We start from the raw sequence: 24,996 nt of genomic DNA on the forward strand, positions 1-24,996 counted from the left end.
CATAAGTATTATGAATAATAAGAATGTATGCCTGTTTAGCTTGGCACTACTTACAGCTGTGTTTTTTTCATGTAAGAACATAGGCTCGGTAGCTCCTCCTCAAACGTATGGCGCTATTCCTTCTAAACCTCAATTGGAGTGGCAGAAGATGGAGTATTACATGTTTGTCCATTTCGGTCCAAATACTTTTACAGATATGGAATGGGGAAATGGAAAAGAAGACCCAAAAATTTTCAACCCTTCTGCATTGGATTGCCGTCAATGGGCAGCTACAGCAAAAGCTGCGGGAATGAAAGGAATTATTATCACCGCTAAGCACCATGATGGCTTCTGCCTTTGGCCAAGTAAATACAGTACACATACGGTTAAAGAAAGCCCTTGGAAAAATGGTAAGGGCGATGTGCTGAAAGAACTTTCGGCGGCTTGTAAAGAATATGGTCTTAAATTTGGCGTGTACCTTTCACCTTGGGATCGTAATCATCCAGCTTACGGTACACCAGAATACAACCAGATTTTTGCAAATACTTTATCAGAAGTATTGTCTAATTATGGAGATGTGTTTGAGGTTTGGTTTGATGGTGCCAACGGAGAGGGGCCTAATGGCAAACGACAAGAATACGACTGGGACTTGTTTAGAAGTACAGTGTATAAACATCAACCCAATGCAGTTATATTTAGTGATGTTGGTCCTGGTTGTCGTTGGATAGGAAATGAAGCAGGCTTTGCAGGCGAAACCAATTGGTCGCGATTGAACGTTAAGGGCTTTGCTCCCGGTCATTCTCCTGCCTTAGATACTTTAAATTCGGGGAATAGATATGGTGCAGCTTGGGTGCCAGGAGAGACGGATGTTTCTGTCCGTCCGGGATGGTTTTACAGCAAAACCACAGATGAGAAGGTAAAATCTTTAGATGATTTATTAGGAATTTACTTTGCTTCGGTTGGCCGTAATTCTAACCTGTTGCTTAACGTTCCAGCAGATAGGAGAGGGTTGATTCATAAAAATGATTCACTTCGTTTAATGGAGGTGAAACAGGCTTTAGATCAATCTTTCGATAAGAATTTGGCGGCGGATAAAAAAGCAGCTTCAAAAACCGTAAGAGGAAACAGCGAAAAGTATGCTGTAGCAAATTTGTTGGATGGTGATTACGATTCTTATTGGGCAACAGATGATGATGTACTTACCGCTGCTGTGGAAATAGATTTAGGTAGCAGAGTGGATGTGAATACAGTAGTATTGCAAGAGTATATCCCTTTGGGGCAGCGTGTTGCCCGTTTTAATATAGAGGTATGGAACGCTAACAAAAATTTATGGGAACAGGTAACTGAAGCAAGCACTATTGGCTACAAGCGTATCATCAGATTTAAAACTCGTAGAACCAATAAATTAAGATTAAACATATTGGAGTCTTTGGCATGCCCAGTACTCAATAATGTTGGCGTATATCATTTGCCAGAAGCGTATTTGCCTAAAGAAGCAAAGCAACAAGTTGTAAGCGAAAAAGGAGATTTACCTGTTGATCAATGGAAAGTTCTGTCTCCTTCTACTGCTAATATTTCTGAAATTATAGATGGAAAGGCGGCTGCGATAGCTTTAGCTTTTAAAGCTCCTATTGTTATTGATTTGGGTGAAGAAAGCAATTTTAAAGGCTTCTTTTATGTGCCAGAAGCTAAGGTAGCTGCGGCTAATATAGCTCGTTATAATTTTATGGTGAGTAGCGATGGTAAAAATTGGAAAGCATTGAAGAGCAATGCCATGTTCGATAATATCCGTAATAATCCCATTAGGCAAAATCAATTTTTTGAAGATCCTGTAAAAGGGCGTTACATCAAATTGGAACCATTGGAGTTGGCTCATTCTTCAGATAAATATCTCATTGCAGAGATTGGACTTTTAAAGTAGTTAATTTTTAAATAAAGCGTCGTTAAAAGAATAATTGTAGAAGTAATGAAGAATGCCTGTATTCATTTTATGTTTTTACTAAGCTTTTTGATAACAACAAAGGTTACATACGCTCAGGATTCTAGCTGGAGAAAAGGGATATTAGTGGATGAATTTATTTATGATACTGCACCTTTTTCCTCTGTACATGCTGCAACTATAGCAGAAACAAAATCGGGAATAATTACAGCCTTTTTTGGAGGGGAACACGAAGGGCACAAGAACGTAAATATTTATGTAAGTAAGCAAGTGAAAAATAAATGGACACCTCCCGTAAAAGTAGCAGATGGAGTGGTGAACGACACGCTAAGAAAAGCTTGTTATAACCCTGTCTTGTTTTATTATCCAGATGGAGAGCTGCTGTTATTTTATAAAGTTGGTAAAAATGTTCAGGATTGGACCGGACATTTGATTCGTTCTTTTGATGACGGATTAACTTGGTCTGCTCCTGAAAATTTGCCCAAAGGATTTTTAGGCCCAATAAAGAACAAACCAGAACTGATAGGCAATAAGTTGCTTTGTCCTTCTAGTACAGAGAACAATGGTTGGCAGGTACATGTAGAAATAACGGAAGACAGAGGTAAAACTTGGCGGAAAACTGCCACAATTAACAGTAAACCATGGAATATTATTCAGCCAAGTATTTTAAAACTTAGGGATAAACGTTTACAACTGGTTTGCCGTTCGCAAAATGAACATCTTATATCTTCTTTTTCTTCTGATAATGGTGAAACTTGGAGTGATCCCGTAGCATTATATCTTCCGAATAACAATTCGGGTACAGATGCGGTAACACTTCGCAATGGAAAACATTTGTTAGTTTACAATCATGTTGGTGTTAAAGAGAGTGCCTATATTGAAAAAGCCCGTACACCACTTAATGTAGCCATTTCTGATGACGGAATTACTTGGAAGGCAGCGGCAATATTAGAGGATTCTGTTATTGGAGAATATTCGTATTCATCGGTCATACAAGGATATGATGATACTGTTCATATAGTTTATACATGGCGTAGAAAAAAAATCAAATACGTAAAAATTAACCCTTCTAAATTATCAGAAGAAAATATTACTAATTCTAAGTGGCCCGAATAATCACAAATCATTGCTAAACCCATTTTTATGTTGTTTAAGAATATTAAACTTACCGTTGTTGTGTTGCTTTTTGTAGTTGTAAAAGGCTTCTCGCAAAATAATTATAACCTTATTCCTTATCCTCAGCAGCTTGCTGTGCAGAAAGGAAATTTTGTGTTCCCTTCAAAAATTCATGTTGTGGGTGAGCAGAAATTGAATAAAGAGGTAGCTTATCTTCGTTCTCTTTTATCTTCTTATCAAATAGAAACAGCTGCAAAATCAGGTGCATCACGTATAGAATTGAGATTGTCTGCGGATGTTAAAGGCGAAGAATCTTATCAGCTTCAGGTTAAACCAAATTTAATTTCCATTGCTGCTGCTACTCCTTCGGGCATTTTTTACGGTATACAAACTTTAAACCAGTTGATGGTGCTTAACCAAATTGGAATTCATCAAAAACAAATACCAGCGCTTAACATAAATGATCAACCAGCTTATAGTTGGCGAGGATCGATGCTAGATGTATCGAGGCACTTTTTCAATATAGACTACCTTAAAAGACATATCGATAGACTTGCCTTTTATAAGATCAATAAATTTCATTTTCACCTTACGGATGATCAGGGCTGGCGTATAGAAATCAAAAAATATCCAGCATTAACAGAAAAAGGAGCTTATCGCACTTTCAACAATCAGGACAGTGTATGTATGGAACTGGCAAAAGAGAACCCTGATTTTGAGATAGACCCTCGTTTTATTAAAGTAAAAGACGGAAAACAAATTTATGGTGGATATTATACACAGCAAGAATTGAGAGAATTGGTAGCTTATGCAGCCGAACGTCATGTAGAAATTATTCCAGAAATTGATATGCCAGGACATATGATGGCGGCTATATCGGTTTTTCCTGAGCTTGTTGATGGAAAAATTGGCTGGGGCGAGTTGTTCTCTACACCTCTTTGTCCATGTAAAGAGGAGGTGTATACTTTTGTAGAGAATGTATTAAATGAGGTCATCTCCATTTTTCCTTCGCCATATATCCATATAGGAGCAGACGAAGTGGATAAAACTAGTTGGGAGAAATCTGAATTGTGTAAAGCGATGATGAAGAGAGAGGGGATGAAAGATGTGCACGAATTACAAAGTTATTTTGTACACCGTGTGCAAGAAATGGTGGAAAAGAAAGGGAAAAAAGCGATTGCGTGGGATGATGCTTTGGAAGGAAAAATAAACTCAGATATTACGGTGATGTATTGGAGAGGATGGGTTTCTGACGCACCACTAAAAGCAGTACAAAATAACCATCCTGTGATTATGTCACCTACTAATCCGCTCTATTTTGATTTTTTTCCAGATAAAAGTTCGCTGAGGAACGTTTACAACATGAAGGTTGTTTATGACAATATTCCTGCCGATAAAACCCATTTAATCAAAGGTGCCCAAGCTAACCTATGGGCAGAAAAAGTGCCTTCAGAAAATAGAGCAGACTTTTTATTATTCCCTCGTTTAACAGCACTTTCTGAAAGATTATGGACAAATAAGGACATATTTGAAGATTATAGTAACCGCTTGTTAGCTCATTATCCAGTATTAGATCAAATGAAGGTTGCTTATCGCTTACCCGATTTATGCGGTTTTGCCTTAGAAAGTGTCTTTGTAAAAGATGCTGTTTTGGAAGTTAAAAATCCGCTGAAAGGAAAAAATATACATTACACTACAGATGGTAGTACGCCGACAGCACAGTCGGCGGTTTTACCAAATAACTCTTTAGCTATAACCAAGCCTACCACCATTAAATTTGGACTTTTCAGTAAAGATGGAGCGCAGTCTAAAGGAGATATTTATACCGTTAACTATAAGCAGTCGACTTTTGCAACAGCAGTTAAACCTTCTGCGAAATTGGAGGGAGGCCTGTCTTGCGATTTCTATAACCAACCGATAGATAAAGTAGCAAAGATCGCAGGTAAGCCAGATAAGCAATTTTTGGTGAGCAATATCGAAGTGCCAAAAGAAGCGAAAGCTCCACAGTTCGGCTTAAAATACGATGGATACATCGAAGTACCCGAAACTGGTATCTATACTTTCAATCTTACCTGTGATGATGGAGGGATGTTATACATCGCCGATAGACTGGTAATAGATAATGAAGGTCCTCATTCTCCTATTGAAAAAAGCGGGCAAGTAGCATTGGAAAAAGGCCTGCATCCTTTCCGTTTGGATTTTGTAGAAGGCGGTGGAGGATATACGTTGTTGCTACAATATTCAAAAGATGGCTGCGACGCAAAAAATATTCCCGACAGTTGGTTTCAACGTGAATTAAAATAAGGAAATGAAAAAATACTTGTTATTATTTGGTTTGTTTACAAGCGTAGTTGCTGTGTATGGGCAAGCCGAAATTAAATATAAGAACCCGAAATTAAGCTCTGACGTTCGTACATCTGATTTAATCAGTCGTATGACTTTAGCTGAGAAGATTGGTCAGTTGCGTAGTCCTTTAGGTTGGGAAATGTATGATAAAAAGGGAAATGCAGTTATTCACTCCAAAAAATATGAAAAGCAACTCGATTCTATTCATACAGGCATGTTTTGGGCAGTTTTCAGAGCTGATCCTTGGACTAAAAAGACTTTATCCAATGGTTTAAGCCCTGAGCTTGCTGCTAAAGCTGCAAATGCCCTTCAGCGTTATGCATTGAAAAATACCCGTTTGGGGATTCCAGTGTTTCTGGCAGAAGAAGCTCCTCATGGGCACATGGCGATTGGTACTACTGTTTTTCCAACAGGTATAGGCCAGGCCTCTACTTGGAATACGGAGTTATTGCAAAAAATGGGAGCTGTTATTTCCAAGGAGATTCGTTTGCAGGGTGGACATATCAGTTACGGACCTGTGATTGATATTTCGAGAGATCCCCGCTGGTCTAGAGTGGAAGAAACTTTTGGGGAAGATCACGTGTTAAGTGGCAATTTGGCTGCGGCTATCACGAAAGGTAATGGCGCTGGCCAATTGCATAAGGAATTTAGTACTATCACCACATTGAAGCATTTTATTGCTTATGGAATACCAGAAGGTGGACACAACGGAAATTCGGCCATTGTTGGAAAAAGAGAATTGCATGAAGTTTTTTTACCTCCGTTTAAAGCAGCAATAGATGCAGGTGCTCTGTCTGTGATGACTGCATATAACTCCATAGATGGTATTCCCTGCACTTCAAATAAAGAATTGCTTACGGATTTATTACGTGATGATTGGAATTTTAAAGGCTTTACCATTTCTGATTTGATCAGTGTAGACGGATTAATGGAAAACCATCATGTTGCGGGAAGTCTTGAAGAAGCAGGCGCCTTAGCTCTTAATGCCGGAGTAGATGTTGATTTGGGAGGTAATGCCTTTGCAAAATTAGAGCAAGCCTTAAAGAATGGTTTAGTTAATGTTTCTGCTATTGATACTGCTGTTTATAGGGTATTAAAGTTGAAATTTGACATGGGTTTGTTTGACAATCCTTACGTAGATCCCAAAAAAGCAAAAATAGGTATACGCACAAAAGAACATATCGCATTGGCACATCAAGTAGCTCAGGAGTCGATAGTCTTGTTAAAAAACAAAAGCAATGTATTGCCTTTAGCTAAAAACTTAAAAGTTGCCGTTATTGGGCCTAATGCAGATAGTCGCTATAATATGCTTGGCGATTATACAGCGCCACAAGAGGATGGAAATATTAAAACGATACTCAATGGTATTCAATCGAAATTAAATCCTCAACAAATTACTTATGTAAAAGGCTGCGCTATTCGCGACACGGCTGATGTAGAAATAGATAAAGCTGTAGCGGCAGCTAAGCAATCGGATGTGGTAGTTGTAGTTGTTGGAGGTTCTAGTGCCAGAGATTTTAAAACTGATTACTTAGAAACTGGAGCAGCGGTAGTATCTTCTCAAACCATAGGAGATATGGAAAGTGGTGAAGGTTTCGATAGAGCTACGCTGGATTTGTTAGGCAAACAACCAGAATTACTAAAAGCATTAAAAAAAACGGGCAAGCCTTTAATTGTGGTATACATACAAGGAAGACCTTTAAACATGAATTGGGCAAGCGAAAATGCTGATGCATTACTTACGGCATGGTATCCTGGACAAGAAGGAGGAAATGCTATTGCCGATGTGTTGTTTGGTGATTATAACCCCGCTGGTAGATTAGCAGTTTCTATTCCTCGGTACGAAGGGCAATTGCCTGTATACTACAATAAGAAAAATCCTCGTGGACATGATTATGTAGAAATGTCTGCTGATCCGTTATATGCGTTCGGTTATGGATTAAGTTACACTCAATTTGATTATACGGATATTAAAGTTGAACAAAAGGCGAAAGATAGTTTCGAAGTATCGTTCTCTTTAAAAAATACAGGTGCTAAAAGTGGCGACGAAGTAGTACAACTCTATCTCAAAGATGAATTAGCTTCTGTTGTACAACCTGTTAAACAACTTAAAGCTTTTAAGCGAGTACATCTTTTACCTAATCAAGAGCAAAGGTTGTCTTTTCTGCTTACAGCTAAAGACTTGGCGATAATCAATCAAGATTTTAAAAGTATTGTGGAGCCTGGAATATTTACAGTAATGATAGGTAGTGCATCTAATCATATCAGATTAACCAGTAAACTAGAAGTGAAATAATTTATGGAAGACAAACCTATGTTAACAAAAAAATCCCCTATTAAATGGGTGCCTACAGTTTATTTTGCCATGGGACTGCCATTTGTTGTGCTCAATATGGTTTCAGTATTGATGTTTAAAGGCATGGATATTTCTGATACTCAGATTGCTTTTTGGACATCTTTAACTTTACTTCCATGGACATTAAAGCCACTATGGAGCCCTTTTTTAGGAATGTTTAAAACCAAGAAATTTTTTGTGGTATTAACACAGATTGTAACTGGTGTAGTTTTCGGTTTGATAGCTTTATCCTTGCAATTACCTCATTTTTTTGCTTTGTCAATCACTTTGTTATTTATCATTGCTTTTAGTGGAGCGACGCATGACATTGCTACCGATGGCGTATATATCACCGAATTAAGTAAAGAAGATCAAGCAAAATGGATTGGTTGGCAAGGTGCTTTTTATAACTTGGCAAAAGTTGTTGCCTCTGGAGGTTTAGTTTGGCTTGCAGGTTATTTAATTGGACATTTCGGAACAGTAAATGCTTGGATGATCATCATGACGATCTGTGGCGTAATCATGCTGCTGTTAGGTGTTTACCATGTCAAAGCACTTCCCAAAGGAGGGGCTGCAAATGGAGAAGCCAAATCTCTTAAAGAAGGTGGTATGCTACTTTGGGATGTGATTAAAAGTTTCTTTGAAAAAAAATATATCCTGTGGTACATCGCTTTCATCATTCTTTATCGTTTTGCAGAAGGCTTTGTGATGAAAATTGTGCCGCTTTTTTTAAAAGCACCTGTAGCACAGCAAGGATTAGGATTGTCTGAACAGGAAATAGGACTTTACTATGGTACGTTTGGAGCAATTGCTTTCATACTCGGTTCAATTCTGGGAGGCTACTACATTGCCCGTGTAGGATTAAAAAAATCGTTATTCCTACTGTGTTGTACATTTAATATTCCTTTCGCAGTTTACTGGTTATTCGCAATTTTTCAGCCCTCAGCAGGTTGGGTTATAGCTTCTGGAATAGCTTTCGAGTATTTTGGATACGGATTTGGATTTGTTGGTCTTAGCCTGTTTATGATGCAGCAAATAGCTCCAGGCAAATACCAGATGGCTCATTATGCTTTTGCTTCTGGAATTATGAATCTCGGAGTGATGCTGCCTGGCATGCTAAGTGGTTACATGAGCGATACATTGGGCTATAAGAACTTCTTTGCTTTCATCCTATTGGCAACTATACCAGCATTTTTGATCACTTATTTTGTTCCGTTTACCTATACTAACGAAAAAGGTAACAATTCTTCTCTTTAAATATAGATAACAGATAACACTAAAAAATTAAACATAAATGAAAAAGCAAATGCCTTGGGAAGATCGTCCCGCTAATTCTAAAGACGTAATGTGGCGTTATTCAGCCAATCCAATTATTCCACGTAATTTATTGCCAACTTCAAATAGCATTTTTAATAGTGCCGTTGTTCCTTTTGGAAATGCCTTCGCTGGTGTATTTCGTTGTGATGATACGAATAGACGTATGCGTTTACATGTAGGATTTAGCGAAGATGGTATCAATTGGAATATTAAAGAAGAACCGCTAAAGTTTATTTGCGATGACAAAGAAATAGGTGAATGGGTGTATGGTTATGATCCACGAGTTTGTTTCATAGAAGATAGATATTATGTAACGTGGTGTAATGGTTACCATGGGCCAACTATCGGTGTGGCGTGGACAACCGATTTCGAAAATTTCTATCAGTTAGAAAATGCGTTCATCCCTTATAATCGTAATGGAGTGATGTTCCCCCGTAAAATTAACGGCCGTTACGCCATGTTAAGCCGTCCTAGCGATAACTCGCATACCCAATTTGGAGATATTTTTTATAGCGAATCTCCAGATATGAATTTCTGGGGCAAACATCGTCATGTAATGTCTCCAGCCGCGTTCGAGAAAAGTGCATGGCAATGTACTAAAATAGGAGCCGGACCTATCCCGATAGAAACCAGCGAAGGTTGGTTAATGATTTATCATGGTGTACTGCAATCATGTAATGGTTTTGTTTATAGTTTTGGTTCTGCAATATTGGATATTGATGAACCTTGGAAAGTAAAATACCGTTCAGGACCTTACCTTATTTCACCTCAAACTTATTACGAGTGTGTGGGAGATGTTCCTAATGTATGTTTTCCATGTGCGTCGCTGCATGATGAGGCAACTGGACAAATTGCGGTATATTATGGTTGCGCAGACACGGTGACGGGTTTGGCTTTCGGATACATCCCTGAAATTATAGAATTTACAAAACGTACCTCAATTGTATAAATGATATGAAATTGAAAAATCATCTCAAAGCAACTAAGTTGTATGGGCTGGGTGGCATGTGTATGATGGCTTTACTGGTAGTTTTTGTTGCTTGCAAGCAGCAAAAACCTACTAGTTTTACTACATATGTAGATCCTTTTATAGGAACTGATGGTCATGGACACGTTTTTATGGGCGCCAATGTACCTTTTGGACTTGTGCAATTAGGACCAACACAAATGACCGATGGTTGGGATTGGTGTTCAGGATATCATTATTCAGATTCAACGATCGTAGGTTTTGGTCACATGCACCTTAGCGGAACCGGCATTGGCGATTTGGGAGATATCTCATTAATGCCAGTTATGGGGGATGTAAAATTGGCTAAGGGTTCTTTACCAGATCAAAAAAGTGGTTTATACTCTTTTTTTTCTCATGAAAAGGAAACGGCTAGGCCAGGATATTATGCTGTTCATCTAGATCGCTTCGGCATTGATGTGGAGTTAACTGCTACCAAACGTGTAGGTTTTCATTCCTATACTTTCCCGAAATCTACTGAAAATCCTGCTGTTGTAATAGATCTTGAAAGAGGTATCGGCTGGGATAAGCCCACAGAAGCCTTCATCAAAATGGAAAACGACACCACGATATCGGGTTACAGATACTCTACTGGCTGGGCTAAAGATCAACGTATCTATTTTACTGCGGTATTTTCTCAACCCATAAAAAAGTTCACCATCTTGGATACCGTTCGCATGAGTACTACGCAGAAATCGGAGATGCGCAGCGTGTTTGGTAAAGTTGATTTTGATAAAAACTTATCAGCCCCGCTATTGGTAAAAGTAGCTTTGTCTCCAGTAAGTATAGAAAATGCAGCGATGAATTTGAAGGCAGAACTGCCGCATAACGATTTTGATAAAGTGGTTGCTGATGCTGATGCTGCTTGGAATGAACAACTAGGCAAGATTGAGGTAGAAATGCCAAATGAATCCGACAGGAAATTATTTTATACATCGTTGTATCATACCATGATCGCTCCATCGGTATTTGCTGATGTAAATGGCGATTACAGAGGAGCTGATCGGGAAATTCATCATGACAAGTCGTTTAATAACTATACCACTTTTTCTTTGTGGGATACGTACAGGGCGGCACATCCACTAATGACCATTATACATCCTGAGATGGTGGAAGATATCGGTAAAACGATGTTGAATATCTATAAGCAGCAAGGAAAATTACCTGTTTGGCATCTCATGGGAAATGAAACAGATTGTATGGTGGGCAATCCAGGGATTCCGGTATTGGCAGATTTAATTCTAAAAGGCTACAAAGTTGATGAGGAACTAGCTTTTGAGGCAATGAAAAAATCAGCCACTTTAGACGACAGAGGCATGAACTGGTTAAAGCAGTATGGCTACATTCCTTATGATAAAGAAAAGACTTACGAAACTGTTGCGAAAGGTTTAGAATATGCATTAGCAGATTGGGCAGCAGCTAAAATTGCGGAGAGATTGGGCAAGGTGGAAGATGCCAAATATTTTAATCAGCGTTCAAAATCATACCAAAAGTATTTTGATAAAAAAACACAATTCATGAGAGGCTTATCAGCTACAGGTGTTTTTCGTGAACCATTTAATCCATTCCATTCCGTACACATGGAAGATGACTATACCGAAGGTAATGCTTGGCAATATACTTGGTTGGTACCACACGATGTGCCTGGATTGATCAATTTGTTTGGTGGAGAGCAAGCATTTGTGGCTAAACTAGATTCTTTGTTTGTGGCAAAGGGCAATATGGGAGAGAAAGCTTCTAATGACATTACTGGTCTTATAGGGCAATATGCTCATGGAAACGAACCTAGTCACCATATCACTTATCTTTATCCGTACATTGGTCAGCCTTACAAAACGGCAGAAAAAGTAAGATATATTCTTTCTGAGTTATACCATAACAAACGTGATGGTCTTTCAGGAAACGAAGATGTAGGGCAGATGTCTGCATGGTACATCCTTTCCTCGCTCGGTTTTTATCAGGTAGCTCCGGCCGGTGGTGTCTATGTTTTTGGTAGCCCTTTGGTCAATAAAGCAACCATCAAAGTAAAGGATGGAAAAACTTTTACCGTTATTGCCAAAAACAACAGTAAAGAGAATATATACATTCAATCTGCCAAATTAAATGGAAAGGAATACACCAAGTCGTTTATCAAATTTGATAATATTGCTGCAGGTGGAACTTTGGAGTTCGAAATGGGAAATAAACCTTCTAAAACATTCGGTGTAGCTAAGAATGATAGACCTTAATAGCTGCTGTTTTGGGTAGAGATTTTTTCAATACCTCGATATGCGAAATTCCCCTCTCTTAGAGGGGTGCCCAACGGGCGGGGGGCAAATATTCTTTATGGTACTTTAAAGCCAAAGTGAATAGTTGAAACTAGATTTATAAAAATGTCCTGTTATAGTATACAATATAAATAAGAAAATGAAACGAAGAAATTTTATCAAAAATGCAGGAATTGCAACTGCGGCACTGTATATAGGAGATACTAAGGCGTATGCTTTTTCACCTGATTTTAAACAGGTAAGAACTCCATTGGATAAACGTCATTTTAACAGCCCAGCTATTGAACAGGCTATTGCGGAGTTTAGTAAAAATGTTAAAAATAAGGAGTTGGCTTGGCTATTCGGAAACTGTTTGCCAAATACGCTAGACACTACGGTAAACTTTAGTATCAAAAATGGAAAACCCGATACTTATGTAATTACCGGAGATATTGATGCAATGTGGTTAAGGGACAGTACCGCTCAGGTTTGGCCCTATCTTCGCTTCATAAAAAAAGACGATAAATTGCGCTCGCTTATCGCTGGTGTGATTAACAGGCAAACCACTTATATCCTTAAAGATCCCTATGCCAATGCTTTTTATGACGACCCCAATAAATGGGGAGAGTGGAAAGATGATAAAACGGATATGAAGCCCGGTACACATGAAAGAAAATGGGAGATAGATTCGCTATGTTACCCTATTCGTTTGGCCTATTATTATTGGAAAGAAACAGGTGATACCAGCTGTTTTGACGCAGATTGGGAGCGTTCGATCAAAGCTGTGTTGACCACATTCAGAGAACAGCAGCGAAAAGAAAACTTGGGACCTTATCATTTTCAACGCACCACATTCTGGGCAACTGATGGCGTACCTTTAGAAGGATACGGATACCCTGTAAAACCTGTGGGGCTTATTTGTTCTACTTTTAGACCGAGTGACGACGCAACAATTTTCCCTTTTCTAATCCCTTCCAACTTTTTTGCTGTAGCAAGTCTTAAACAGGCTGCGGAAATACTCAAGACTGTTCGTGAAAACAATGAACTCGCAGCAGAGCTTACCGCATTAGCATTAGAAGTAGAAGAAGCCTTAAAACAACATGCGGTAGTCAATCATAAGAAATATGGCGACATCTACGCTTATGAAGTAAATGGATTTGGGAGCTATAACTTAATGGATGATGCAAATATTCCAAATCTGTTGGCTTTACCTTATTTGGGAGCAGTTGAACTAAATGATCCTATTTACCAGAATACCAGAAGATATCTTTTGTCTGAGGATAACCCCTTTTACTTTAAAGGTAGGGCAGGCGAGGGATTAGGTAGTCCGCACACTGGTTTGGATAGGATTTGGCCAATAGGATTGGTTGCTCAAGGTTTAACAAGCCAAAGTGAGGACGAGATACGCAAGTGTATCCAAACCCTACAACAAACACACGCAGGAACAGGTTTTATGCACGAGTCGTTCCATAAAGATGATCCTTCAAAATTCACCAGGTCGTGGTTTGCCTGGGCAAATACTATTTTTGCCGAGTTTTTATGGAAGGTATATCAGCAAAATCCTAAACTTCTTTCCTAATAAAAAGTAAATATTAGCTATGGTCATATATTTTGAAATCTTAAAAAATTAAAGAAACATGATACGAGATAAGTTTGTTGTCTCGCCAAACTTTTTAAGCTACTATGGGCGGGTGAGAAAATCCGCCCAGTTATTCCATTTCGTTGAAATTTTAACAGTTTATGGGTATAGTCTTACAGTAAAAACTGTCGAATTCATCATAAATTTAATTTTAAATCTAAGAGTTTTCCCCTCATCAAAATTCTCTGCATACAGAGATGTATATACATCATTTTATAAACTTTTTCTTTAAACTGATGTTTTTTAAGGAATTCTAATCAACTTCTATCTAATTTAAGCGTTCTAGTTTTTAAGATGGCTAATTGTAAATATTGTAGAGATGAAGTTACTTCACATTTTTATTTTTTGTTGCTTTTTGCAGTATGCCTATATATCCAAGGCACAAAGTGATGTTGTACATCCAATGGCTATACAGCTAAATGTAGGGACACAAGGTATCGGTGCCGCTTTTAATTACGGAGTCACTAAAGGTTTAGCCGTTAGAACGGGATTTAATGCTATTCCTATAAAAGCTAATGATGTTTTTAAAATTTCTGGTTTTAACTCTACCTCTCACGTATCTGCTGATTTTTATAATATTCATTTGCTGGCCGATTATACTCCATTCGAACAGCAAAGTTGGTTTCGGTTAGTCGGTGGGCTCGGATATTTTGTTAAGGCAAAAGGAAATGTTAGAATTATTCCTTCAGATGATTATAAATATGGCGATCTAACTTTAACCGAAGAACAAATTGGTTATGTAGATTTAAATGTGGATTGGCAAGGTATAGCGCCGTATCTGGGATTAGGTTTTCTCCCTAGCTTTCCAAAAAACAAGTTCAATGTAAACGTCGATTTAGGTACTTACTATTTGCCTAAACCAGATGCAAACATAGTAGGGACGGGAATATTATCAGGGAATTCTTCCCAAACAGATCAGTTTAGGTCAAACATTAAAGACTATAGATGGCTACCTATTTTACAGGTCAATTTTAATTATAAATTCTAAATTTTGATTATGAAAGCGATGAGATTGGGAGTTTGGATATCGATACTAGGTTTAATCTCCTGCGGAAAACCTACCGAAGATATTAAGATTGTAGTAGATACAGATATCATTAAATACACAGCTTTGATACAGGTTACCGATGCTCAAACGGGAAATCCTGCGCCAGCTAACGCATCTATTGCCGTAGTAGGAGAAAATGCTGCTAATATCTATGAAATCTCTGGCAAGAAGGATATTAAATTAGTACAGGGAATGGTAACCATAGGTCTGCATCCCAATATTACGCCAACCTCTCAAAATCCAATTACTACAACTGTAGAAATTACAGCCTCTGGTTATACTGCTCAGCGCAAGAATATCACATTTACTTCGGCAGTTAGGCAACAAACAGTGCCAATTGGAATATCTAGGGTCGGCAATACGGCTCCTCCAATCGTTATTCCACCGCCTCCAGTTTATCAGGATGTGTCTTTGAATTTTACTGGTCGCTGTCCTAATAGGCCAGATGTAGAAATTAGGCCGAGCGTTTATGTCTCCTTTAGAAAAGCTGGTACGAACGAAAGTTTTAAGTATTTGGGCTACATGGATAAGGGGAATATTACAACGAATCTATTAGCGGTGGGAGAAACTTACAATTTCCAGATCGTTTATGGTGGAGAGAGTTATACGGTTAGTCAAAAAATAGACCAAACTAGCTATAATTTAACCATTGATATGACTGCGGCTTGTAATTTCTAACACTGAATTTTGTTAGATATATTTACGTTCGGTAAGATGAAAATTCGTCTGAATAGGTACTCGTATAGCCTTTGGGTTTTATAATCAACCAGATTTTTTAATAAAACCAATCTTGTAAATGCTTGTTTTATAAGTTTTAATACATGTTTTGAAGAATTAGTGATTTTTTTTCATTGGGCTATTAATCCTTTCTTAAGCTTACATTGTCTTAAAGACGAACTAAACCAAAAAATATGAAATATCATATCGGCAAATTCTATCTATCTGTAATTTTATTTTGTTGCGCTGTTGTATTTTCATCATTTGTTCGAATGATGGGTACGGCTGACAAATTAGCTATGCCGTATAAAAAGGCGGGACTAAGCAATGAGCAAGCTGCAGCTCATTTGTTGAGCCGATTCACTTACGGAGCAAAACCTGGTCAGGTAGAAGAAGTTGTTAAAATGGGTTTAGAAAAATGGCTTAAGAAACAACTAGATGGGAATTTAGAGGATAAAAATCTTGATCAGATGCTTTCTCAGTACGATGCCATTAATATCTCCAATAGTGAAGTCGAAGATCGTTTTCCTCAAAATCCCAGAGTTACACGTTGGGCAATAAGAGATGGATATTTAAACAAGGATTCTCTTAATACGGGCAATAATAAATATCAGAGAGAGATTATCCAAAATTATATGAAGGAAAAGGGATATCGTCCTCTACAAGATTTGTATCGTCAGTTTTTCAATCAAAAAATACTTAGGGCAGCTTATGGCGAAAATCAGTTTAGAGAAATTATGACTGATTTTTGGTTCAATCATTTTAATGTAGCACTGAATAAAACACAATGTGCCAGCTTTGTGCCAGCTTATGAAAGGGATGTAATTAGGCCAAATGTATTTGGAGGTTTTGAAGATTTGTTGTTAACTACAGCCAAATCTCCAGCCATGCTGATGTATCTAGATAATTCTTCGAGTTCTGGAGTAAATGTACCTATGGCCGACCAAGACATGATGTCTATGGAAGAAATGGGGATGTCTTCAGAACAAAAAGCGAAGAAAAAAGAACGGGTAAAGAAAATTCAACAGCAGATCCAGAATAAGAAAAAACAAGGTGGCTTAAATGAAAATTATGCTCGTGAGGTGATGGAATTGCATACGCTTGGTGTAGACGGTGGCTATACACAAAATGACGTTACTCAGGCTGCTAGAGTTTTAACTGGCTGGACGGTTGCTCCTTTGGGAAAAGAGGGTTATGGTGCAGGTAGCAAGGCTTTAATTGAACGATTAGGGCCGAGCGGTTTACGAGAAAAAGGATTTGTACTAGATGGAGATTTCTTTTTTAATGCAAATCGTCACGATAATGGAGAGAAGATAGTTCTAGGCAAGAAATTTCCAGCGGGTGGTGGTTACGATGAAGGTGTGGAGCTGTTGAAAATGTTGGCTCATCATCAATCTACTGCAAAATTTATCTCTAAAAAATTAGCCGTACGTTTTGTTAATGACGTGCCTCCAGCATCTTTATTAGATAGAATGGCTAAAACATTTACGTCTACCAAAGGAGATATTAAAAGTGTTATCATTACGATGGTTAACTCGCCAGAATTTTGGTCGGAGCAGGCACTAAGAGAAAAAACAAAATCGCCATTTGAACTAGCTATGAGCGCTGTGAGGAGCTTAAATGCAGAAATTACACAGCCTTATGAGTTGTATAGTTGGATTAACCGTATGGGGCAACAGATGTATTACTATCAGGCGCCAACAGGTTTTCCAGATAATGGACAATATTGGATTAACACAGGTTCTTTGTTGAATCGAATGAATTTTGGTTTGGCGCTAGCATCACAACGTATACCTGGAGTTAAATTGAATTTACCGGCTCTAAATAGCAACAAGGAACCAGAAAGCGTAGAAGCAGCATTGTTAACGTATAGCAAGCTAATTATGCCAGAGAGAGAGCTGGGGCAAACTGTAGCAAGATTAAAACCAATGCTTAACGATCCTAACCTACAACAAAAAGTAGCACAGGCGGCAGAGCAAAACAGTGCTAAGAAAGACAATAATAATTCAGGTATGGAAATGCAAAGCATGGACAAAAAACCTGCGAAAGAAGAAAAAATGAAATTGGGAAATGGTAGGAAAGCTAATGAAAATCCCGTAATTAAAACGCAAGCAGGCACAAATACCATGTTGGCACAAGTGGTGGGAGTAATTATCGGTTCGCCAGAATTTCAACGTAAATAATTAGTTATGGTTTCTAGAAGAGCATTTTTAAAAGGTGGCGGTTTGGCCTTATTTGGAATAGGATTAGGCGGCATTCCGGGGTTTCTTGCAGATGCAGTAGCAGGAACGGCAACACCTTCTTTGTTTAAGAAGAAAAAAATAATGGTCTGCATTTTTCAACGTGGAGCAATGGATGGTTTAATGGCGGTTACTCCATTTACCGATGATTACTTGAAAGCCGCTCGTCCTTCGTTATTTATGACGGCAGCTAGAGGTGCTGTTAACGAAAAACCACTGATTGATTTGGATGGTAGATTCGGTTTGCATCCTTCAATGGCAGCATTTGAACCTATGTTTAGAGAAAAGAGGCTAGGAATTGTACACGGTATAGGCTCTCCAAATACTACCCGCTCGCATTTTGATGCGCAAGATTTTATGGAATCGGGTACTCCATTTAAAAAAGGAACGACCAGCGGATGGTTAAACAGAGCAGTGGGTTTGTTAGGACATGACGCCGCTACGCCATTTCAAGGGGTAAGCTTAACTTCTTCATTGCCTAGGTCTTTTTATGGCGAAAATCCCGCAGTTGCGATTAGAAATTTGGCAGATTTCAATATACAGTTGAGAGGAAATGTAGCTGGTGCCAAAATGGCTTCTAAAAGTTTCGAAGATTTGTACGACCAAACTTCATCAGATTTACTGAAAAATACTGGAAAGGAAAGTTTTGACGCTATAAAAATGCTGCAGAAAACGGATGTAAAAAACTACAAGCCAGAAAATGATGTGACATATCCAACAACTGCTTTGGGTAATTCGTTAAAGCAAATCGCTCAACTCATTAAAATGGATGTAGGCTTAGAAGTTGCTTTTGCAGAATCTAATGGTTGGGATACCCACTTTAACCAAGGCAAAGATACTGGAGTATTTGCTCGTAACGTAAACGATTTGAGTAATTGTATGATGGCTTTCTGGAACGACTTGTCGAGATACCAAGATGATGTTACGGTAATGACCATGACCGAATTTGGTCGTACAGTGGCACAAAATGGCACTGGAGGTACCGATCACGGTCGTGCTTCTTGTAATTTTATTTTGGGTAATACAGTAAATGGTGGGGTAGTCCACGGGATGGTAAATCCATTGTCTAAAGATAATTTAGAAGATGGTAGAGATTTGGCAGTGACTACCGATTTTAGAAGTGTATTTAGCGAAGTTGCCGATGTTCATTTGGGCATCGAAAACGATAAGATATTATTCCCTGATTTTGACGGTAAGAAAATTGGTGTGATGCGGGGATAGTTTTACGATTACAGTTTTTTTGAATTAAACCAAGGTGGCAACTGCTATCTTGGTTTTTTTTGTTAGGCTACGGATACACAAATAAAATCATATGACAACATGTCTATAAAAAAAATCTGAGCATTAGTGGCTATATAAAACTTAAACACCTATTTTTGCATAGGTGAAACCGTCGTAATTAAATGGCAGCTTCATCACCTTTGAAAAAAGGAATAATCGATGAAAAATCTAGGTGCATTTTTTCTGTTATTCGTTGTGCTTATTTCATTGCTGCCCTGCACTGATGAAGTTGAATGCACCGATGCGCCTGCAGTAACTAGTTCCCAAATTACACATGGTGATGACAAGGCTGTAGAAACCTGTTCTTCGATCTGCATGTGTGCTTGCTGCGGTCAGCGAATTGTTGCAGTAGAACAAGTGAAATTTCAAATTAAAGCATCAGTACAATTCCCAAATCATACTGTTAAAAACTATCAATTCTTTCTAGAACAATTAGATAGTAACATCTGGCAGCCGCCAAAAATTGCTTAATACTTTTTTATTAAAACCTTATGCTCTTCATTTCTAGTGCATGCAGTTTAATTGTAGAGTTTGTCATTCCGAATTGGAGCTAGAGTCTTTAAGTTGGGAAGCAAAAAGCTTCAAATGCTTATAGTAAAATGATTTACATCGTAACGTACGACCCCATTGGGGTGGCATAAATGTTTATCAATTTTCTCTATAAACGTTAGACCAGTTTGTGGTTCTCATAAAAGTTGTATTCCATAATGAATTTTTCGCTGCGTTGTGAATGGCAAAAAATAGTATTAACATTAAAAAATCAATTATATGAAACTCATATTGTCATTTTTGGCATTATTATTTAGCGGCTATGCTTTTGCCCAAAATACATGGAAAGGCAAAGTAATGGACGCAGACCATAAAGAACCTTTAGCAGAAGTAACGGTTTTTATCAAAGGCACTTCAATTATCTCAAAAACCGATGATAAAGGTTTGGTTACGCTTCAAAATATACCTAACGGCCCTAAAACCATTAGTTTTAAGATTGTTGGTCATCAAGAGAAGTCTATCAATTTGATATTTCCAATCAGCCAAGCTGAAGCACACTTGATAGAATTGGAACACGAAGAAGATGATTTGAATGAAGTGGTAATTACCTCTACTCGCAGTTCTAGAAGTATCAAAGATATTCCAACACGAGTGGAATTTATTGCAGGTGAAGAATTGGAAGAAAAAGCAAATATGAAACCTGGCGATGTTCGCATGATTTTAAGTGAAAGCACAGGGATACAAACACAAACCACATCAGCAACTTCGGCCAATGCGGCCATACGTATCCAAGGTTTGGATGGACGATATACGCAAATTTTGAAAGATGGTTTCCCTTTGTATGCAGGTGCGGCAAGCGGTTTGGGCTTGTTGCAAATTCAGCCCTTAGATTTAAAGCAGGTAGAATTGATTAAAGGCTCTGCATCTACCCTTTACGGTGGTGGTGCTATCGCAGGTTTGGTGAACTTCATTTCTAAAACCCCTAAATTTGAACAAGAATTGAATTTCCATTTAGATGGTACAAGTGCAAAAGGATTAAGTTTGAACGGATTTTATGGTAAACGGAATGAGAAAGTAGGGACAACTATTTTTGCTGCTTATCAAAGTAATTCGGCCTATGATCCCGCAAATATCGATCTCTCTGCCATTCCTAAATATAAACGCTACAGTTTAAACCCTAAATTTTTCTTTTATCCTTCGGAAAAAACAAAGTTGATGGTTGGGATAAACTCTACTTTTGAAGATAGGGTAGGTGGAGATATGCATTATATCAGCGGGAGTAATGACCCATCGCATGGTTATTTCGAACAAAATAAAACCGAAAGGATGAGTTCGCAGCTTGCATTAGACCATGATTTTGGGAAATGTAGCCACATCACCATTAAAAATAGCATCGGGTATTTTAATAGAAGGTTAAGTACACCAGGCTATGTCTTTGATGGTACGCAGTATTCATCTTTTACAGAAGCAAATTATGCAAACCATGGGGAAACCTTAGAATGGATAGCTGGTGCAAATCTTTGGACGGACAGTTTTAAGGAACGAAATACCACATCCGCTTTTCGAAACTATAACCAAACTACTTTTGGTGCTTTTGTACAAAATACTTTTAAGGCCAATGAGTGGTTACACTTTGAAACGGGTTTTCGTACCGATCATGTAGTAGACTACGGAACTGCTTTTCTACCTCGTTTATCAACCCTGTTTAAGTTTACTGATAAGTTCACTTCACGTTTGGGCGGAGGTTTGGGCTATAAAGCACCAACTTTATTTACCGAAGATAGTGAGCGTTTGCAGTATAAAGATGTACTTGGTTTAAATTCGCAAGCTAATAAATTGGAGAAAAGTTTTGGCTTGAATCTGGATTTCAACTACCGTACCAGCATTTTTGATGAAAAGGTTTCTTTTATGATTAACCACTTGTTTTTCTTGACAAAGATTAACGACCCACTACAATTGTTGCCCACCGGAACAGGAAGTTATCAGTTCATCAATGTTGCTGGGAACATCGAAACTAAAGGAACAGAAACGAATGTGAAATTAGGCTACAAGGATTTCAAGCTGTTTTTAGGTTATACTTACACTGATGCACATAGACATGAGGGGGCTTTGATGTTTGCTAATCCTTTAACTGCCAAGCATCGTATCAATTCTGTATTAATGTACGAGGTGCATGACGAGTGGAAAGTAGGTTTAGAGGCTTACACTTTCAGTAAACAGTTGCTAAACGATGGTAGCTATGGTAAAAACTACACGATTATGGGCTTTATGGTGGAAAAATTATGGGAACGTTTTTCTATTTACGTGAACTTTGAAAACTTTACCGATAGTCGCCAAACTCGTTTTGATAACATTTATACGGGTTCAGTTAGCAATCCGCAGTTTAGGGATATTTATGCGCCTTTAGATGGTTTTGTTTTTAACGGAGGTATTAAGTTTAAGTTGTAGTTCTATAATTTTAGCAAACCTATGAGGTTTTTAAAGCCTCATAGGTTTAAAATGAGAGGTAAGTATTTTGGTTGCCATAATTTTACGTTGAGGTATTTAAAATCCGTTATTTTTGCCAAATGAAATCTATAATGAAAAGCATATTATTAATTATTGGTTTGCTCATCTGTAGCAACCAAATGATTATCGCTCAAAATCTTTCACAACAAATTGTGGCAGGTAGAGCTAATGATTCTTCACAAATTAATAAGCCATACGTTATTTATATCTCTGCAGATGGTTTCAGACATGATTATTCAGAAAAATATCAAGCAAAAAATCTACTTGCTTTACGAGAAAAAGGGGTGAAAGCAATTTCGATGAAACCTTCTTATCCATCGGTTACTTTCTCCAACCATTATACCTTGGCAACTGGAATGTATCCATCTAAACATGGCATTGTAAATAATTCGTTTTACGATCCCAAAAAGCAGCAGATCTATGTAAAAACAGATCCTAGCGCCATAAAAGATAGCACTTGGTATGGCGGATTGCCGATTTGGGTGTTGGCAGAACAGCAAAAAATGTTATCTGCAGCTTTTTATTGGTTGGGTTCGGAAACAGCGGTAAAAGGTATTAGGCCAACTTATTGGTACAATTTTAATACTAAAATCCCGATGGATGTAAGAATTACAGCTGTGAAGGATTGGTTGCAATTACCAGCGGAGAAGCGTCCACATTTAATAAATTTTTATTTCCCAGAGGTGGATGTGGCTGGGCATTATTTTGGTAGTAATTCCAAAGAAACAGCTGCTGCGGTAAAATTGATAGATGATTGCATAGGTGAAATGGTGCAACTTACCAAAGAAGTGGGTTTGGATGTTAACTTCGTTTTTGTATCCGATCACGGTATGACCGAAGCGGATAACAAAAATACATTGGATTTGCCATCTGTAATAGACACTGCCAAGTTTATTGTGCCCAACGGCGATGCACTTATTCAAATCTATGCGAAAGATAAAAAGGATATTAGGCCACTTTACAAACAACTTAAGGCTGATGGTAAAGATTACGACGTATATCTAACTAATAAAATGCCTAAACGATGGCATTACAGCGCAAAAGATAATAAAGATGGTAGAATAGGAGATATTATTCTTATTCCTAAACTACCAAAAATTTTTAATTTAACGGGCAAGCCAACATCTATTGGAAAACATGGTTTTGATAACGATATGCCAGATATGCAAGCCGTTTTTTACGCTTGGGGTCCAGCTTTTAAAGAAGCATTAACTATTGATTCTTTCGAAAATGTACATATCTATCCGTTATTGGCAAAAATTTTAGGTTTATCCTACACTCACCAAATTGATGGGGATATCAGAGTGTTGGCTCCGATATTGAAGTAAGATGGAATTAAATTCTCGCTCTTTTTCTAATGTCAGTTAGGTTTTGGTCTACTAAAAGCTTTCCGTCTCTAAAAACTTCTACAAGTTCTCCTGTCTTTTCTGTTTCCCAGTTAACTTGGTCAACAAGCTTGTATTTTCCGTTTTCTATTTCGAGTTTCATTAAACCTTTCGCAGATTTTTTGGTGCCGTCATCAGTAATTGGGTCTTTGAAAATTTCTCTTCCCTCGCCATTTACTTCGCCGTAAGTTGCTTTCATGGCAAAACCAAAAGTATCTCTGGTATTATATTGGTAAGTAAAGGAGCCAATTCCCAGTACCACATTGGTTGATGCAAATCCTTTAGCTTTTAATCTTTCACAAATTTGGGTTGCCCTTTCAATGGTGATGCTATCTCCATAAATGGCGCCAATTTGTGGTATTAATTCTTTAAATCCTTTGGCGTTAGTTGTGCCGCCAAAGCAGTCCCATAAAAGCTCAATTACACCCTTTTGCTCTTGTGTGTTTTTGCCATCGGGCTTGCCACAAAGGATTTCTACAGGGTCGCCACTGTCAGGTCTAATTACCACCTTGCCTTCTCTCGCTACTATTTCCTGTTTTAACTGAGGTAGATATTCTGTTAATACTTTCCACAAATCCCAAGTGTCTGAAACTATCGATAGAATCCCTTTTGGATAAACCTCACAGATTAGCCTTCGGAAGGTTTCTAATTCCCCTTCAGTAGTTCCCATACACATTACCGAATGCTCTGTTGCGGCAACTGACCCTCCAATTAATTCGGTATCAGAGTTTGCGTTGTAGTATTTCTCTAAAAAGTCTATTGCTGGAATAGTGTCTGTACCAGTAAAGCTAAGCAAGTGTGCGGCTGATGAAGTCAGTCCGGCATCAATACCCCCCATACCACGCATTGAAAAATCATGCCCTTGCCAATCAACAAATTCTGGAACAGATGAGGTTTCAAGGGCGAATTTATCTAAAACCTTTCTATACTGCTTGGCAATGGTTGCCGAAGTACAAGGCATCCAAACTACGGCAGATAATAATGTTTCAAAGTAGTTTGTTAGCCAGAAAAACTCGGGCTTGGTGTTATACATGGTAAACATGGGCATCCTCATAGGTATGGCTGCACCTTCAGGTATGGCTTTAAATACCATTGGGATATAACCCAAGTCGTGCAAATCTTCTATGTGTTTGGTGCCAACTTGGTTCTCGCCTAAATAATTGTTAATTCTGCGGCTATATTCTCTTATCACCTTTTCCTTTGGCTGTTTGAAAAAGTAATTCTCAAAATCTTCTAAAATGTATTTTTTGATAAAATATTGTAAGCCGAAAAATGTTACTTCTTCGATGTCATCAATTCTGCTTTTTCTTGGTGTCCAATTAGAATATACTAAAGTCGTTCCGTTTGGATATTGTCTGCGATGGTCAACTTTATAACCATCAGTTAATAATAGAGGGTTCATATA

16 protein-coding genes are annotated in these 24,996 nt (G+C 38.1%); 15 read left to right on the plus strand and 1 reads right to left on the minus strand.

All coding sequences use genetic code 11. From position 1 onward, the window contains the following. Window positions 1-10: 10 nt before the first annotated feature. The 15 genes from CRO54_RS14125 to CRO54_RS14195 all read left to right on the plus strand — a co-directional run bounded on the left by CRO54_RS14125 (window position 11) and on the right by CRO54_RS14195 (window position 23,534). On the plus strand, window positions 11-1,900 hold the full coding sequence (locus tag CRO54_RS14125) for an alpha-L-fucosidase (protein WP_097132722.1): 1,890 nt from the start codon (window positions 11-13) through the stop codon (window positions 1,898-1,900). Between the two features lie 87 nt (window positions 1,901-1,987). Beyond that, a complete protein-coding gene (locus CRO54_RS14130) occupies window positions 1,988-3,034 on the plus strand; it encodes a sialidase family protein (RefSeq protein WP_240775115.1) in 1,047 nt (348 codons plus the stop codon). A 27-nt stretch (window positions 3,035-3,061) separates the two neighbouring features. Further along, window positions 3,062-5,338, plus strand: a complete 2,277-nt coding sequence (locus CRO54_RS14135) for a family 20 glycosylhydrolase (protein WP_097132724.1) — start codon at window positions 3,062-3,064, stop codon at window positions 5,336-5,338. A 4-nt stretch (window positions 5,339-5,342) separates the two neighbouring features. After that, window positions 5,343-7,676 (plus strand): glycoside hydrolase family 3 N-terminal domain-containing protein, encoded by a 2,334-nt coding sequence (locus CRO54_RS14140; RefSeq protein WP_097132725.1) that lies wholly within the window; start codon window positions 5,343-5,345, stop codon window positions 7,674-7,676. Window positions 7,677-7,694: 18 nt separating this feature from the next. After that, entirely contained in the window at window positions 7,695-8,972 is a 1,278-nt protein-coding gene (locus CRO54_RS14145) for an MFS transporter (RefSeq protein ID WP_205943994.1), read from the plus strand. Between the two features lie 37 nt (window positions 8,973-9,009). Then, window positions 9,010-9,981: a glycoside hydrolase family 130 protein gene (locus tag CRO54_RS14150; protein ID WP_097132727.1), complete on the plus strand. Its 972-nt coding sequence runs from the start codon at window positions 9,010-9,012 to the stop codon at window positions 9,979-9,981. Between the two features lie 5 nt (window positions 9,982-9,986). Continuing rightward, window positions 9,987-12,266 (plus strand): GH92 family glycosyl hydrolase, encoded by a 2,280-nt coding sequence (locus CRO54_RS14155; RefSeq protein WP_097132728.1) that lies wholly within the window; start codon window positions 9,987-9,989, stop codon window positions 12,264-12,266. A 178-nt stretch (window positions 12,267-12,444) separates the two neighbouring features. Beyond that, window positions 12,445-13,863 (plus strand): glycoside hydrolase family 125 protein, encoded by a 1,419-nt coding sequence (locus tag CRO54_RS14160; RefSeq protein WP_097132729.1) that lies wholly within the window; start codon window positions 12,445-12,447, stop codon window positions 13,861-13,863. Window positions 13,864-14,242: 379 nt separating this feature from the next. Continuing rightward, entirely contained in the window at window positions 14,243-14,911 is a 669-nt protein-coding gene (locus tag CRO54_RS14165; protein WP_240775116.1) for a hypothetical protein, read from the plus strand. Window positions 14,912-14,920: 9 nt separating this feature from the next. After that, window positions 14,921-15,649, plus strand: a complete 729-nt coding sequence (locus CRO54_RS14170; protein WP_097132730.1) for a hypothetical protein — start codon at window positions 14,921-14,923, stop codon at window positions 15,647-15,649. Window positions 15,650-15,882: 233 nt separating this feature from the next. Further along, window positions 15,883-17,871 carry a DUF1800 domain-containing protein gene (locus tag CRO54_RS14175; RefSeq protein ID WP_097132731.1) on the plus strand — a complete coding sequence of 663 codons (1,989 nt, stop codon included), beginning with the start codon at window positions 15,883-15,885 and terminating at the stop codon, window positions 17,869-17,871. 6 nt (window positions 17,872-17,877) lie between these two features. Continuing rightward, the gene (locus tag CRO54_RS14180; protein WP_097132732.1) at window positions 17,878-19,149 is read left to right on the plus strand and encodes a DUF1501 domain-containing protein; all 1,272 of its coding nucleotides are present in this window, start codon (window positions 17,878-17,880) and stop codon (window positions 19,147-19,149) included. A 219-nt stretch (window positions 19,150-19,368) separates the two neighbouring features. After that, complete coding sequence (locus CRO54_RS14185) at window positions 19,369-19,680, plus strand: DUF6660 family protein (RefSeq protein ID WP_097132733.1); 312 nt, start codon at window positions 19,369-19,371, stop codon at window positions 19,678-19,680. Between the two features lie 297 nt (window positions 19,681-19,977). Further along, complete coding sequence (locus tag CRO54_RS14190) at window positions 19,978-22,146, plus strand: TonB-dependent receptor (RefSeq protein ID WP_097132734.1); 2,169 nt, start codon at window positions 19,978-19,980, stop codon at window positions 22,144-22,146. Between the two features lie 131 nt (window positions 22,147-22,277). Continuing rightward, on the plus strand, window positions 22,278-23,534 hold the full coding sequence (locus tag CRO54_RS14195) for an alkaline phosphatase family protein (protein WP_097132735.1): 1,257 nt from the start codon (window positions 22,278-22,280) through the stop codon (window positions 23,532-23,534). Between the two features lie 7 nt (window positions 23,535-23,541). Here CRO54_RS14195 and CRO54_RS14200 read toward each other — a convergent pair whose 3' ends face one another. Then, on the minus strand, window positions 23,542-24,993 hold the full coding sequence (locus CRO54_RS14200; RefSeq protein WP_097132736.1) for a nicotinate phosphoribosyltransferase: 1,452 nt from the start codon (window positions 24,991-24,993) through the stop codon (window positions 23,542-23,544). Window positions 24,994-24,996: the final 3 nt, after the last annotated feature.

This window comes from Pedobacter xixiisoli, assembly GCF_900215335.1.
Taxonomy (GTDB): Bacteria; Bacteroidota; Bacteroidia; order Sphingobacteriales; family Sphingobacteriaceae; genus Pedobacter; species Pedobacter xixiisoli.

Bases quoted from the DNA above. Each gene is read 5' to 3' on its own strand.
- CRO54_RS14145 (WP_205943994.1), top strand. From the start codon at position 7,695: ATGTTAACAAAAAAATCCCCTATTAAATGGGTGCCTACAGTTTATTTT.
- CRO54_RS14150 (WP_097132727.1), top strand. From the start codon at position 9,010: ATGAAAAAGCAAATGCCTTGGGAAGATCGTCCCGCTAATTCTAAAGAC.
- CRO54_RS14165 (WP_240775116.1), top strand. From the start codon at position 14,243: ATGAAGTTACTTCACATTTTTATTTTTTGTTGCTTTTTGCAGTATGCC.
- CRO54_RS14180 (WP_097132732.1), top strand. From the start codon at position 17,878: ATGGTTTCTAGAAGAGCATTTTTAAAAGGTGGCGGTTTGGCCTTATTT.
- CRO54_RS14125 (WP_097132722.1), top strand. From the start codon at position 11: ATGAATAATAAGAATGTATGCCTGTTTAGCTTGGCACTACTTACAGCT.
- CRO54_RS14185 (WP_097132733.1), top strand. From the start codon at position 19,369: ATGAAAAATCTAGGTGCATTTTTTCTGTTATTCGTTGTGCTTATTTCA.
- CRO54_RS14170 (WP_097132730.1), top strand. From the start codon at position 14,921: ATGAAAGCGATGAGATTGGGAGTTTGGATATCGATACTAGGTTTAATC.
- CRO54_RS14135 (WP_097132724.1), top strand. From the start codon at position 3,062: ATGTTGTTTAAGAATATTAAACTTACCGTTGTTGTGTTGCTTTTTGTA.
- CRO54_RS14155 (WP_097132728.1), top strand. From the start codon at position 9,987: ATGAAATTGAAAAATCATCTCAAAGCAACTAAGTTGTATGGGCTGGGT.
- CRO54_RS14175 (WP_097132731.1), top strand. From the start codon at position 15,883: ATGAAATATCATATCGGCAAATTCTATCTATCTGTAATTTTATTTTGT.
- CRO54_RS14160 (WP_097132729.1), top strand. From the start codon at position 12,445: ATGAAACGAAGAAATTTTATCAAAAATGCAGGAATTGCAACTGCGGCA.
- CRO54_RS14195 (WP_097132735.1), top strand. From the start codon at position 22,278: ATGAAAAGCATATTATTAATTATTGGTTTGCTCATCTGTAGCAACCAA.
- CRO54_RS14140 (WP_097132725.1), top strand. From the start codon at position 5,343: ATGAAAAAATACTTGTTATTATTTGGTTTGTTTACAAGCGTAGTTGCT.
- CRO54_RS14190 (WP_097132734.1), top strand. From the start codon at position 19,978: ATGAAACTCATATTGTCATTTTTGGCATTATTATTTAGCGGCTATGCT.
- CRO54_RS14200 (WP_097132736.1), bottom strand. From the start codon at position 24,993: ATGAACCCTCTATTATTAACTGATGGTTATAAAGTTGACCATCGCAGA.